The organism is Spirosoma arboris (assembly GCF_009754945.1).
Classification (GTDB): Bacteria; Bacteroidota; Bacteroidia; order Cytophagales; family Spirosomataceae; genus Spirosoma; species Spirosoma arboris.
Genome location: NZ_WPIN01000020.1, coordinates 140,895 through 155,944, shown reverse-complemented (window position 1 = coordinate 155,944; position 15,050 = coordinate 140,895). Strand labels below are relative to the sequence as shown.

The 15,050-nt window shown below is 45.7% G+C and carries 6 protein-coding genes; 4 read left to right on the top strand and 2 right to left on the bottom strand.

Features of this window, described 5'->3' with window-relative positions; genetic code table 11:
- Positions 1-101: 101 nt before the first annotated feature.
- Complete coding sequence (locus GO755_RS34300; RefSeq protein ID WP_157589955.1) at positions 102-4,553, bottom strand: beta strand repeat-containing protein; 4,452 nt, start codon at positions 4,551-4,553, stop codon at positions 102-104.
- Positions 4,554-4,832: 279 nt separating this feature from the next.
- Between GO755_RS34300 and GO755_RS34295 the strand changes: the two genes are divergently transcribed.
- Positions 4,833-6,116, top strand: coding sequence for a Gfo/Idh/MocA family protein (locus tag GO755_RS34295; RefSeq protein ID WP_157589954.1), 1,284 nt, complete (start codon positions 4,833-4,835; stop codon positions 6,114-6,116).
- Between the two features lie 85 nt (positions 6,117-6,201).
- Here the strand turns inward: GO755_RS34295 and GO755_RS34290 are convergent, their stop codons facing one another.
- Positions 6,202-9,060 carry a two-component regulator propeller domain-containing protein gene (locus GO755_RS34290; RefSeq protein ID WP_198175015.1) on the bottom strand — a complete coding sequence of 953 codons (2,859 nt, stop codon included), beginning with the start codon at positions 9,058-9,060 and terminating at the stop codon, positions 6,202-6,204.
- 230 nt (positions 9,061-9,290) lie between these two features.
- Here GO755_RS34290 and GO755_RS34285 point away from each other — a divergent pair, with 230 nt between their 5' ends.
- The 3 genes from GO755_RS34285 to GO755_RS34275 all read left to right on the top strand — a co-directional run bounded on the left by GO755_RS34285 (position 9,291) and on the right by GO755_RS34275 (position 15,006).
- Entirely contained in the window at positions 9,291-12,359 is a 3,069-nt protein-coding gene (locus GO755_RS34285; RefSeq protein ID WP_227687193.1) for a SusC/RagA family TonB-linked outer membrane protein, read from the top strand.
- Between the two features lie 14 nt (positions 12,360-12,373).
- On the top strand, positions 12,374-13,909 hold the full coding sequence (locus GO755_RS34280) for a RagB/SusD family nutrient uptake outer membrane protein (RefSeq protein WP_157589952.1): 1,536 nt from the start codon (positions 12,374-12,376) through the stop codon (positions 13,907-13,909).
- 176 nt (positions 13,910-14,085) lie between these two features.
- Positions 14,086-15,006, top strand: coding sequence for a LamG-like jellyroll fold domain-containing protein (locus GO755_RS34275; protein WP_198175014.1), 921 nt, complete (start codon positions 14,086-14,088; stop codon positions 15,004-15,006).
- Positions 15,007-15,050: the final 44 nt, after the last annotated feature.

The window sequence follows — 15,050 nt, the reverse complement described above, 5'->3', positions numbered from 1 at the left end:
CTTTCTGGTCATAATCGTGAATACAAAGTTTAGAGAATTCTGTAGCGGGATACTAACTTGCCCCAAAGATCTAAAAAAAGACATTTGGGGCAAGAAAAACTTTACAAACCAGATATAATTCTGGCATAAACATTATTTAACGGATTTCCATCGTACGTATGAGAAACATCATCGTTCACATTAACTGTAATATTTGATGCGCTTCCTGCATTAGCCGTAGTTCGGGTAATGGTAAAACCAAGCTTAGCCGTAGTGTTAGCGGCAATAAATTGCCCAGTATTAATCTTCAGTGAAATTTGCTCACCATCGGTACTGACCACCGTCCATTTGGTATTATCCACAGCTACTGGATTACTGGTACCATCCGTAATATTGATACTGGTAATTGCATTGGAATACGATAAAGTATACCCTTTAGGTGCTGTTATGGTAATGGCGACGTTACCGCTAGAGGTAGATTGCCCGGCGAGTTCCTGAATATTGACAACAAAGTCTCTAGCATTATTAGGTGCTGTTGAGCCAAAGTTCGCCTGAGGCATATCGATAGTCGGTGTTAAATCTGGAACAATCAGATTAATCAGAACATGCAGCGTTGCACTGGCGCAAGTTGAAGGCGTGTTATTATCACAGGCTGTATATGTGAAGTCGACCGGCCCTGTAGCTCCAGGAGCTGGGGTGAACGTGTAGCTTCCCGAAGATGTCAAGACCAGTGTACCCGATGAGGTTACGGTCGTTCCGTCATTCGATACTGATAGTCCACTTCCTAAATCATTGGTGAGTACATTACCACTGGCAGGACTCCCTCCCGTGGAAATATAATCATCATTGGCCGATACAGTAGCCGGACTGCCAGGGGCGTTCACCGTAATTGTCACAGTGGCCGTAGCACATGCAGGCGTACTTGGTGTTTCGCAGATCTGATAGGTTACGATATCGGTTCCATAATAACCAGCCGTTGGGGTATACACTAGATTACCACTCCCGTCAATACTGGCACTACCATGAGCAGGCTGCGTAGGGATAGTCGGATTTTGTAACGCACCTCCCGGATTACCAGGCCCATCGTTGGCTTTAATGTTAACCGTAACCGCCGTCGGGCTACTAGGTGCTCCTGTAGTCGTCGCGAAATCAGGATTTGCGACAGGGTTATTCGTAGTAACATCCGGATCAACCACTGTAATAGTCAGCGTCTGGGTTGTGCATACAGGGGGCGTTCCAGTCACACAAACAGGAACACTATAGGTGTATACTCCTGGTGTACCTGCCGTGAAGGTATAACTACCCGTTGAGGTCAATGTCAAGGTAGTACTGGAACCACCAGGCGAACTGGTTAGCGTAGCGGTTGGACCATACGTGGTCCCAACAGGTACCACGTCATTGGTTTTTACATTACCTGGGGCTGGTACATTAATGTCAGTGACGTTGAAATCCGGATTTGGATTAAACGGCTTGATCAATATGTGCAGCGTTCCATTCGCAGAGACTGATGGAGAGCCATTGTCGGTGGTCGTGTACGAGAAGTCGACCGGCCCAGTTGCGCCAGCTACAGGTGTGAATGTATAGGTACCATTAGTAGCCAATGCGAGTGTACCTATTCCAGGAATAGTTCTATTCTGGGCAGTTATTGTCTGCGTATCACCTTCAGGATCAGTATCATTGGTTTTAACATTACCAGAAACAGGTGTGCCCTGATAGGTACTGACATAATCGTCGGCAGCTAGCGTAGTGTTTGGACTACCTGTTGCGCTGACAGTAATAGTTACAGTAGCTGAAGCACACAAACTTGTGCCAGGCGTTTCACAGACCGTATAGGTGAGCATATCCGTTCCATAAAATCCAGCAGCCGGGGTATAAATTACGTTGCCACTTCCATCTACCGTTGCCGAGCCATTAGCAGGAGCCGTAGCAATCGTGGGCGTGCCTAATGTTCCGCCTGGATTACCCGGTCCGTCGTTGGCTTTAACATTAATCGTGACGGGCGATGGATTAGTGTCTGATCCTAGCATGGAAGCCACATCCGGATTTGCTACGGGCTTATTCGTGTTCACCGTTGGATCAAGAACGGTAATTGTCAGCGTTTCAGTAGCACAACCTGTTCCGGATAAGCCAGCACCACAGACAGGTACATTGTAAACATATACCCCCGGAGTAGCACTAACAAAAGTATAAGTACCATCGGAGTTTACCGTTAAGCTTGGCGAAGAGCCTGCTGGCTGCGTAGTTGATGCGGGAGCGGGTCCATAGGTGGTGCCAACAGGTACAATATCGTTCGTCTTGACATTTCCTTTGGCAGGTACATTCTTGTTCGTGACGTTGAAGTCAGGATTTGTGGTCAAGGCGCAAACTAAGCCACCACCTGTTGATGTACGCGTATCGACAAACGCCCCGAATACATTAAGACTACCTCCCAGTGCAGACAAGGCGGCTACACCAACCAGAGGAGCCACACTTATTTTTATTTCATCGAAGGGTTTCGTTGTTACGAAGCCTACGTTGAAAAATTGGCTGGTTGTACCAAATAGTGTTATTGACAAATCCAATAAGCCAACTCCACTCCTGGATTCTGCAAATACACCATTATTATAGGTAGAAACCGTTAGTCTCGCAAATAAATCAAGGGCCAGTATACCTGTAACTTTTTGAACAGCAAAACCGGCAAATGTACCAACAGGGTAGGTGCTAATTGGGTCCAGTACAGCTATTGAAGCAACAGAACCTACAATTCCAGTCGTGTTGATTTTAGCAAAATCAGTGGGACTTGCCGAAACGACATTCCAGGGATTCTCAACCGTTGTTCCCGCAGAGACAACCCCGCTAACCCCCGTATTGGCATTATCAATGACAACCGGGAATGTTGGGTTGCTTAAATTATAGGCCGTATTACAGGCAATAACGGCTGCACAGGTTTTCTCGAATACTGCATTATAGATATTAATTGTCCCAAGATCGGCATTGACTAGGTTTACGAAGGAAATCTTAACTTCATCGTAAGGGACATTCGCCACAACACCTACATACTGACGGCTTCTACCGTTCAATAGCGGGCTACTAGCCGCACCAACTATTAATCCATTATTTAAACTCGTTTGAACAGCGCTGCCATTATTATACAACGTAATAACGGCGATGCTGAGGACATTCGCAGACAGCAATGCATTCGTTTCAATATCGAACCCGGCAAAACTATTAACCGGATATGTATCCAGTGCATTGGCCACACCAACAGATGCTGTAGTTGCGACCCCTGCCGTCAATACAAGCGTTGCTGAGTTTGTTGTCGTGGCATCAACTATATTTTCAGAATTGTTGAGGCTACAACCTACGCAAGCCACCCCATCAAAGCCTGTATTGGCGCCATTTACATAGACAGGAGATGCAGGATTAACGAGTGGCGTTATCGTATTTTTCGGAATTGTATTATCAGCACAATCCAGACTTGGACCAGCGCAGAACTTCTCAAAAACGGCTCCATATATATTCGTAACTCCCGCTACATTTACCCCTGTAACAGTAAGTTTGATTTCATCAAAGGCCGCCGTAGCAATAAATCCAAGCGTTTGGCGCCCCGTACCACTTAATAGAGAGCTGCCTACAGAGAGCAGATTTGCCCCCGAAACACTTTGTCCAGTGAATGCCCCATTTAAGTAAGTAGAAATAGTTACTCCACTCAAAGCGCCTATATTCACTAACCCAGGATTAGAAATATCAAGTCCGGCAAAAGTACCTACTGGATAGTCAGTAACTTGATCTTTAATTGCAAATGAAGCACTACCCGCAGATACCAGCAAATCAATGGAGGCAGCATCAGTTGTGCTAGAGCTAACTGCATTATCCGGGTCACTGATCGTAGCCACATTAACACCGCTAAAACCCGTGTTGGCAGCACTAACGGCAGTTGCATACGTTGGATTATTCATAGCCGAAGGCGTGTTACAAGCTAGGGCCTGGCTCGTACAGAATCGTTCGACTACGGCATAATAGACCGTTACTGTTCCAGCACCTAATGCACTGAAACTGACTCGTATGCGGTCAAAGTTTTTTGTGGTTATAAATCCTACCTTAGCCTGACCACTTAAAAGACCGGTACTCAATAGGGATGATACAGGGAAGCTCTCCTGTGGAGTGTTTCCTAAATAGGTTGAGATGGTAGTTGTCCCAAAAGCTGAGAGAAGTGTATTATCGCTAATAACAAATCCGGCATACGTACCCGCGGGGTACACATCGGCTCCTGTGGCCGCATTATCTTTTACCTCAATAAACGCAGAACCGGCTATTAAAAAGCTGTAATCTGCAGTATTTGTTGTGCTTGCATCGATAAGATTACCTTTTGAAGAAAAATCATCTACTTGTGCTGGTGGTAGGCCAGCAAGATGAGTACTAGACGTAACTGAGAGACTATTGAACGCTGAGCTGGTAAGTGGTATGAACGTATTACATGTAGCACTACTTTGTTGCGCAAATACATTTGGTGAAATTGCCAGTAACAAACAGATTGTGGCCCAGATAAGGCGCGGCATACCCCTCCTGAGCGAGGGCGTAGAGATTTGTTCCATAAACGTTAGTCATTAAAAAATACGTGAGTTATTAAAAGATAGTTACCTAACTGACAATTAATATAATTTAACTCTTACATTAATTTATCCAATTAATCAGTCGGGCTCATAAAAGTAGAGCAATGTTACTATGTGTAAAAAAAACATATTATTCGGTTAAAATAATGTAACCGCCTTAAATGTATCTACACATAATCCAATAAAAAACCAGTAGATTCCTCTTTTTTTAACCATTTGAAATAACAAGTAATCGTTAACCAACTTAATCGGCTCTTTCTTATGACCCACCAACCCAATCGCCGTGATTTTCTAAAACAGAGCAGCGCGGCCGCCCTTAGTCTGGCTCTGTTTCCTAGCCTAAAGCGCAAAGTTGCTCCTAGCGATCGCGTTCGGGTAGCCCATATTGGTATAAATGGAATGGGCACCAATCACCTCAACTGGTTTGCCAAACTGCCAGAAGTAGATGTTGTCGGTTTATGCGATGTCGATGAAACACATCTGGCTAAAGCACTCAGTACATTGCAGACATTGCAGCCTAACACGACAGCCAAGACATACGCCGATTTCCGTTACTTGCTCGACCGAAATGACATTGACGCTATCACCTGTGCCACGCCCGATCACTGGCATGCGCAAATAGCCATTATGGCGTTTCAGGCCGGGAAAGATGTATACGGTGAAAAGCCGTTATCCTATAGTGTTCGGGAAGGGCAAAAGATGCTGAAAGCACTCAACCGGTACGATCGTATTTTTCAATTGGGCACCCAGATTCACGCAGGCGACAATTATCACCGGGTTGTAGAAATCATTAAGTCTGGAGCCATTGGCAAAGTGAATACGGTAAGAATCTGGAAAACAGGATTTCCGCCCGTACTTGGTCCGGCTAATTACCAAACGCCACCGTCTACGCTAAACTGGGATATGTGGCAAGGGCCAGCTCCCGCTTCACTCTACACGCCCGAACGGTGTCATTTTACGTATCGGTATTTTCTGGATTATTCGGGTGGCGTGTTCCAGGACTTCTGGTGTCATATTGCCGATGTTGTCTGGTGGGCCATTAATCCGACCGGTTTAAAAAGCGTAAGTGCTAAAGGTGGAGCGCCCGAAGGTATTGGAGATGCTCCAAAGTGGATTGATATTGATTACGAATTTGATGGGTTGTCGCTACACTGGACCAGCACTCCTCCTAACGTTCCAGGCGCGGAGAAGAAAGGCATTGGTGCCTATTTTGAAGGCGATAAAGGAACACTCCTCTGCGACTATAACACCCGCGAAATCACGATCAACGGGGTCACGATGACCGATGTACCTGAAGTTCCCATTACGCTTGAACGATCGCCAGGACATCAGCAGAACTTTATCGACTCGGTCAAATCCCGCAAACAACCCGAATCGAATTTAGCTTATGCCCGACAAATGACCATGCCTATGCACCTCGGTCTGATTTCGTATCGGCTCGGTCAGCCGTTAGAATGGAATGCGCGCAAAGAGAAATTCAGACATAACGCGGATGCGAATGCACTGCTATCACGAAAATATCGCAAAGGCTGGGACTTAATTTGATGTTTCAAGTTCAAGGTTCAATGTTCCAGGTTTGTAGGCAGTAGCTTGAAATCTGGAACATTGAACCTTGAACTTGAAACACCTTTTAATATTTAATCATAAACTCACTCAGGTTTGTTTCTGCGTCCAGATCAAGTTTTTTCCGGAGTCGATACCGCTTCAGTTCAACGCTTCGATGGGTGATGTTGAGCAGTTGAGCAATTTCTTTGGTGGATAGATTCATCCGTAAATAAGCAGCCAGCTTCAGATCGCCCTGGCCCAGATCGGGGTATTTCTCTAAAAGATGTTTCAAAAACTGTTCATGCACTTTATTAAAGTTCGATTCAAACAGTTTCCAGTCCTGCTCACTCGAAATATTGTTATCGATCAATGTGTTTATCCGCTGAAAATCATCACCCGGTAAACGACTTCCCGAACGAACTTTCACTCGATTCAATTCTTCTCTCAACTGTACCAGCAACTCGTTCTTCTGAATAAGTGCCATTGTTGAATTAGCCAGTTCTTCCGATTTTTGAATAAGCCCCTGTTCCAGTTGCTCTTTCTGCAACAGAATAATCTCCCGCTGACTTTCTTCTTCCTGATGCCGGAGCTTTTCTTCCAGATTTTCCCGAATCCGATTCTGTTGTACAGCTACTCTTCGAAGGTGTAATTGATAAAAGAGCCAGAATAGGCAGCCAAGGAACAGTATATACAACAATCTACTCCAGGTATTCCAATACCAGGGCGGCCGAATCTCGAACATGATCAGGCTTTCCTTGGGATTCAGGTTCGACTTCAAATGAAACACATATTGCCCCGGCGGTAGATTATTAAATTCTTTCTGCTTACTAGTTGTGTAGGGCGACCATGCTTTCATACTATTTTCGAGCCAATAACTATAGTTTACTGGCTGCGTGTAGTAAGGCGTGCAGAAGCTAATCAGCAGATTCGCTTGTGTATGTGAAAATGACAGTTTAGGCAACGTCGACGTTCCCTGAAATGTATAACTTATAGAAGGATCTTCTACTGACGTCACAGTTCGAATAACAGACTTAGGGGCTGAGTCACTGAGATGATTTAATTCCGTTCGAGGTAGTAACGCAAACCCGTTTTCGCGGCAAAGGGCTATATAACTGGTGTCAAGCGGTACAATTTTCTCAAAATCTTCAACCCATTGATTGGCTTCGACAGGTATATCGCTGGACACTTGTTCATGAGGTTGTGTCCAACTCACAGATCCATCCTGTCGCAATAGGAATAGTGTCGAATCTGGCATCGGAAAAATCTTGCGAATGCTCGATTCAGCCCAGGGATAAGCCGTCTGATCAGGCACGAACCGATCGTGTTGCGCATCATATACCCGCAAGCCTTTGGTCGACGTGACTACAATCCGATTTTGAACACGACAAAGATTCAGAACGGGGCTGTGAAATTCTGCATCGGCATAGGTCTTACTACGTTCTACACGACGTAAATCGGTTGATAAACGAAGCCGTTCCAGCCCCTGATTAGCTGCTTTATTTACCCATATATTACCATCCCCATCTTCGTCCAATTGCCGAACCGGAGCCGAAAAGCCAGCAACTTTATGAGAGAAAATCCATTTTCCCCGGACATCTTTCTGATAAATACACAAACTTGTATAGGTTCCCTGAATAAGCTTATTCGGGTAATTTTTCAGCCGCCCCAAAACCCACCCTCCCGTAATATCAGACAACAACTGCGCTTTTGTTCCCTCAATGCGAAAAGTACCTTTATTATGTCCACATAAGAGTTGGTTGTCAACTACGGCCAGATCCCAGACTTGCCCCTGCGTACCCGAAATCAATTGAAACGGCTCATCAGCCTGATTCAGAGGTTTATAATAAACACCTTGATTGGTGCCCAGGTACAGATTGTCTCCGTAACGAGCCATGTCATACACTGTCCCCAAATCATCGGCATGATCAATAAAATATTGGATAGGTGAGCTAAGATTAATTAGATCAATCCCCTTATCCAGACCCACCCACAGGTTATGATCAGCATCCTGACACATCGACAAGACGGTACTATTCTGCAAGCCATTTTTTTGATTGAAATGATAGCGGATTTTCCCATCGGTGGTGGCAATAAGTACCCCATTCAATAAGGTCCCAAACGCATACAGATCAGGTCCAATGAGCAACCCTCGATTAAGGCGATTCCGCTGCATGAAGTCATTAATATGAGCATTAAACGGTCGAAATTGTTTACCATCGTACCGATAAATGGCCCGTTCTGTACCAATTAGTATATCATGATCGCCAATGGGCAAAATTGTATTGACCGTTTCGCGGCCCAGAAACTCACTGCCTTCCACGAATTTGTACTGATCGCCCTGCAATTCGTAAAGGCCCTTCTCCAGCACTTCAAGCAGCAGTTGCTTACGAACCTGATGGACAAATAGTACTGTGGCCGGGGGACGTATCAGCTGAACTTTATTCTGCTGGTACCGATACACAAACGCAAAGGATTGGAATAACACGCCTTGTGGTGTAATCAGGATATTCCAGATTTCCTCATTTCGAAAGGCTTTCTCTCGGATCAGTGAGCCTAATGAATGATAGGCTAACTTCCCCTCCACATTAGGAAACCAGTAGCCAAATTCGCCTAGGGCGCCTGTATAAATTCGTCCCTGCCCATCCACTGCTACCGACCGAACGCGCTGTTTTCGGGGCAATTCATACACCTTCCAACTACTACCATCAAATTCGAGCAATCCTTTTGAGTTGGCGAAATAGAGAAACCGAGTGTGCCTGTTTTGCGCCACCCCCCAATTCTGATTGTAGGCTCTATAAGTCTGCTTCGCATATTGAATTAATTCTGGTTGGCAGAAACTGTACGCTGACTGGGCTACTGCCAACCGGCTCCCAAAGGCCAGCAAAAAACAAATGAAAGTTTGTCGAAAGCCATTTGGGATAAGATGTCCATTAAATCCACTCATTATAACCGAGCAAAAGGGGCATGATGTGATAAAAAACATCAAAATCAGGCTAAAAAAGCCGATATGATGTGGTAATGATGTAGGCCCCTTTTAGGAGGCAAGTTAAGGTAACCATACTTTTGTGCAAAAAAATATAAGAAAGTTCGTGCTATTTTTTGTTACAGACACAGTAGCGCTCGCAATGGCTGAGAATGCATGTTGTAGTAATAACAGCTCAACTAAGATTTTTTATGGAAAACATCTCGCTCCACCAGCAACCAAGAAGGCGGGCAGTCCTGCTTATTGGCTTGCTTGTCATGCTATTTTTTCACCCTGCTTTAGCGGGGCAACCCCCAATTCGTATAACAGGTAAAGTAACAGATGGCACGTCAAGTGTAGGCTTACCTGGTGTTACAGTACAGGTAAAAGGAACCACAACCGGCACTGTTACAGATGGAACAGGCTCCTACACAATTCAGGCCGATGATAATGCAACATTGGTTTTTTCCAGCATCGGTTATCAGAAAATAGAAATCGTTATTGGTGGCAGAACAACAATCAATGTCCCTTTAGTAGAAGACACCAAATCATTGAACGAAGTAGTTGTCGTTGGTTATGGGACGCAACGTAAATCGGATGTCACAGGAGCAACCGTAACAATCAAAGGAGACGAACTAATCAAGCAACCCGTATTGACAGCTACGCAGGCATTACAAGGCAAAGCAGCTGGGGTACAGATCATCAGCAGTGGGCAACCCGGTAGCTCACCCGTAGTTCGGATTCGGGGAACAGGGAGTGCATTGGGTGGTACAGCGGCTTTGTTTGTTGTCGATGGCGTATTGACCGATGACATTTCGAATATCAATACGGCTGATATCGTGAATGTAGACGTCTTGAAAGATGCATCAGCAACTGCCATTTATGGCTCACGTGGAGCAAATGGAGTTGTGATCATTACAACCAAACGCGGCACGGTTGGTAAAATGACTGTGAATTATTCGGGCAATGCGGGCTTTCGAATGCCTTCGTATTTAGTCCCGATGGCCAACTCAACCGAATATGCCAACTACGTTAGTGCGGCCACAGGCAACATTGTTAGTCCAGGCACTACATCTACCGACTGGTACAAACAGATTCTGCGAAACGGCTTTCAACAAAACCACGGGATCTCTATAAATGGGGGTACCGACAAATCGACCTACTTCCTAAGTGCTGGTTATTATACCGACCAAGGACTTGTGATCGACAATCAATACAAACGGTTTTCGATCCGAGCCAACAACGATTTCACCTTCAATAAGTATGTCAAAGTAGGGATATCAGCTTCCTATGCCAATGGCGATAATCAGATTGCTAATCTCGGAACGGCATATAATGATGCCTATCGGGCGGCACCACTCATTCAGTCGAAGGAGAATGGCAAATATGGCAATACGTCCGTTTACCAGAACGTCGGGAATCCATTGATGGACATTGAGAAGAATAACAACCACGCAACCGACAACCGGTTGTTAGGATCGGCCTATCTCGAAATCAAACCTGTTGACTGGATCACCTACCGCACCAATATCGGTGGCGACTGGGTCAATCTGAATACCCGCGAGTATAACTATCAGTTCAACAACGATACGACTACTTTTATCAACCCCGGTGGTAATCAGCGAAATCCCAACAGTAACCTGAAGTTCATTAATACCCGAACTTTTCACTGGACCTGGGATAACCTGATCACGTTCAATAAGAAGTTTGATAAACATGCATTGACCGTGCTGGTTGGTACAACGGCTGAAAAGTATACACTCACCAGCTTCACCGCCTTCCGTAAAGATGTTCCAGCCGCGCAAAATCTGTGGTACATCAACACCGGCAACGCCAATACATCAACCAACGATGGGTCAGGTGATCAATACAACCGGAATTCGTACATCGGCCGGGTTAATTACAATTACAACGACAAATATTTGTTCACGGCAACGATTCGGGCCGATGGATCATCCCGCTTCCCAGCCCAGAATCGGTGGGGTTATTTCCCATCGGTGGGTGCTGGCTGGGTCATTACCAATGAAAGTTTCATGGCTAGTCAGCAGGTGTTCGACATGCTTAAAGTGCGAGCCAGTTGGGGCAAAGTGGGTAACGACCGGATTCCAACCGATGCTTATACTGTGACAGTAGCGCCCAATCTGGCCTATCCATTTGGCGGTGGCATCGCCACTCCTGGCAACGCCATTACCCAGATTAAAGACCCAAATGTGAAGTGGGAAACGACAGAAGAAGCTGATCTCGGCGTTGAATTCACAGCATTGAATGGCAAACTCACCGGCGAAGTCAACTACTACAACAAGAAATCCAGAGATCTGTTGATCAATGTCAAGGTACCGTCCGTAGCTGGTGATGCGGATGGCGTAGTACTAACAAACGCGGCTTCGATTCAGAATCAGGGATTTGAATTTACGCTGAACTGGCGGGGCAAAATCACGAATGATCTCTCCTACCGTATTGGTGGTAATGCCACCTTGAATCAGAACAAAGTTATTGGTCTGAACGGCGGCCAGCCCATTCTTGACGGGGGTATTGGGGCTAACCAGCAATACACGACTCGAACTGATAATGGTCAACCTGTAGGCAGCTTTTATGTATTGCAGGTACTGGGCGTTTTCCAAAATTCCGACGAAATAGCGAACTACAAAAATGCAGCGGGTCAGGTCATTCAGCCTTCGGCTAATGCCGGTGATTTCAAATATCAGGATACCAACGGCGACGGCAAGATCGACGATAACGACCGGGTATTTGCCGGGTCGTACCAACCGAAGGCGTATTTCGGCCTAAATCTGGGCTTAACCTATAAAAGCTTCGACCTCAGTGTTGATTTCTACGGCAACGTAGGCAACCAGATTTATAACGGTAAACGAGCGTTCCGCCAAAGCGCACTGGATAACGTCGAAAAGTCGGTTGCATACAAGCGCTGGTCGGCAGGCAGCGGTATCCAAACCGAGCCAGCTGCCAACAGCGGCAACCTCCCTCCTTCTACTTACTTTATTGAATCAGGCAATTTCGCGCGGATCAACAACCTGACACTGGGTTATCGCGTACCCGATGCTGTGCTGAAAAAAATAGGTGCCAGCAATGTGCGCGTCTTTGTAACAGGGCAGAATTTATTCACGCTCAAAAAATACAGCGGCTTCACCGCAGAATTACCCGGCTTTAACACAACCAGTAGCGCCGGTATCGTAACGACAGGTAGCCCAACTACCCAGGGAATTGAATTAAACGCCTATCCCACTCCCAGTACCCTTGTAGCTGGGCTAAACATTGGCTTTTAACCGACTCGACAGACATGAAACGCACTACATTTCTTTATATAAGCACCGGCTTTGCAGCCTTATTACTGACAGCCTCCTGTCAGAAAAGTTTTCTGGACGTCCCTGTGCAAGGTCAGGCGACTACATCTACTGACCCCAACCTCGCTATCAACTTAGTCACGGGCGTATATAACAGCCTGTATAATAGTGAGGCTTTTGGTGGGGACGGGGGCGATGTCCACGGTATCAGCTTCATTGCAGCTACCAATATTATTTCCGATGATGCTGATAAAGGCAGCTTTGATAGTGATCAGCCAAGCCTGAAGGATATTGACAACTTTGCGACTACGCCAACCAACAACTTCGTAGCGGCTTTATGGAATGGCTATTACAGCGGTATTTCCCGAGCAAATCAAGCACTGGCCGCTTTGGAAACAGCCTCAATCGATGCAGCAACTAAAAAACAACTTGTTGGCGAAGTCCGATTTATTCGTGGGTACTACTACTTCAATTTAGTTCGTTTTTTTGGTAAAGTACCCAAAGTCGTTCGGGTACCAAAAGATGCCCAGGATGCGAATACTGATCCAGCTTTTCAAACAAGGGCTCCGATTGATACGATCTACAATGTCATCACGCAGGATCTCCAGTACGCCATTGCCAATTTACCACTACGGGCACAAGCTGGCGTAGGTCATACGAACAAAGGAGCGGCCCAGTCACTCCTGGCCAAAACCTATCTGTATCGTAAAAACTGGCAGCAAGTACAGGCACTGACGCAGGAGGTGATTAATTCAGGGCAGTATTCGCTTGTACCGGATTATACGACCATCTGGCGATACGTTGGTGATAACAATAGTGAATCTATTTTTGAAACCCAGAGTGGCACTTTCAATAACGGCGACATTGCTGTGGGTGGGTATTGCACCTGGCAAGGTCCACGTGTAGGCGGAAAAGGCGGTTGGACCGATTTAGGCTATGGTTTCGATACGCCAAGCCAGAATTTGGTGAGTGCTTATGAAACGGGTGATAAGCGTAAAGCCTCTACCATTATCTCAATTGACAATAGTGGTAAACACGTTGGAACAGTACTGTATGATGGTTTCCGTATCCCCAGTGCCGATTCGGTACAGAATCTCTACTACAACTACAAAGCTTACGCCAGTGAGAATCCAAGCATAGAACCCTATCTGGGAAACCGCGATAAAAAACAGAAAAACGTTCGCCTGTTGCGCTATGCGGATGTGTTGTTGATGAACGCCGAAGCCAATAACGAACTAGGGCAATCGGCAACAGCCATTACATACCTGAACCAAATACGCACCCGGGCCGGGTTAGCTGCTACCAAAGCTGCTGCTCAGGGCGACCTGCGTACGGCTATCTGGAACGAGCGCCGGATTGAACTGGCGATGGAACATGATCGATTTTTCGATCTAGTCCGAACAGGTCGGGCAGCCCAGGTGATGCAGGCTGCTGGAAAGAATTTCGTCGCAGGTAAAAACGAATTATTGCCTGTGCCGAGTCTGCAAATACAATTGAGTGGAGGTAAACTGGATCAGAATCCTGGTTACTGATTTTGGTTTTGTCATGCTGACGAAGGAAGCATCTTAAAGGCTTCTAATAGTCAATAAGGGCACATTAAGATGCTTCCTTCGTCAGCATGACAAAAAAAATAGAGATGACAATCTCAACAAGAATTTTTCGATTACAATACAAACCCAATTTCCAAGTACAATTAAACCAATTTATCATGAAAACGAGACAAATCTCAGCGTGGGTGATGGCCGGTATGGTAATGAGCACAATGTTCACTGCCTGCAAAAAAAGTGACGATGTGGCAGCTTTACCTCCTATTGGAGGCTATAATACTTCTAATGATGTAGCAGCGAGCAATCTGAAAGCCCACTGGACATTCGATGGTACAAATAACGAAGCAATTTCAGGAACGGCTCCATCCAATAGCAGTAATGCTTCGTTCGGAACGGGAGTTAAAGGCCAGGCCCTTCAACTAAGTTCCGGCTATCTGGTCTATCCCACAATATCGGCACTGAGTAGTACTAGCGCGCTTCCAAGTGTAACAGTAAGTGCCTGGATTAATCTAGCTAATAATAATAAGACCGTTTCTTCGGTCTTTGCGCTAACACAAGCCCTAACGGCACAAGGAGACTGGAACCAGGGCCCAATTAATATGTATGTTGAGACAAACGCTCACCCTGCCACTAGTGACACCTTACAACTCCATGGAGCCGCACATACGTATTTGAATGGCAACTATGGCGTTGGTGTAGACAATGTTAATGCTTATGGTACCGTAGGAACTGATTTCCAGATTGTCAAAGGGATTAATAAATGGGTTCATTATGTAATGGTTTACAATGGATCAGCCTCCACTTTCGACGTATACGCGAATGGTCAACCTGTGTCAAATAAAAATTTCCAAAAAAGGACCTTACCTGATGGTGTAACTCCTGTTGGAAATCTAACTATGTCGACTCCTACTCAGGTAGTTATAGGCAGCATGCCAAACTCTGGTGTAGGCTACACAAATTCAGCAGTTCAAAGCTGGCAGGGCCTCTACACAGGTCTTATTGATGAAATTCGGGTATATAATAATGCATTGTCAGCAACTGACATTGGCTACTTATATCAACTCGAACTAGCAGGACGATAAGTCAAAATTGCCAAATCAAGGGCTGTTTTCTCTGTGAAAACAGC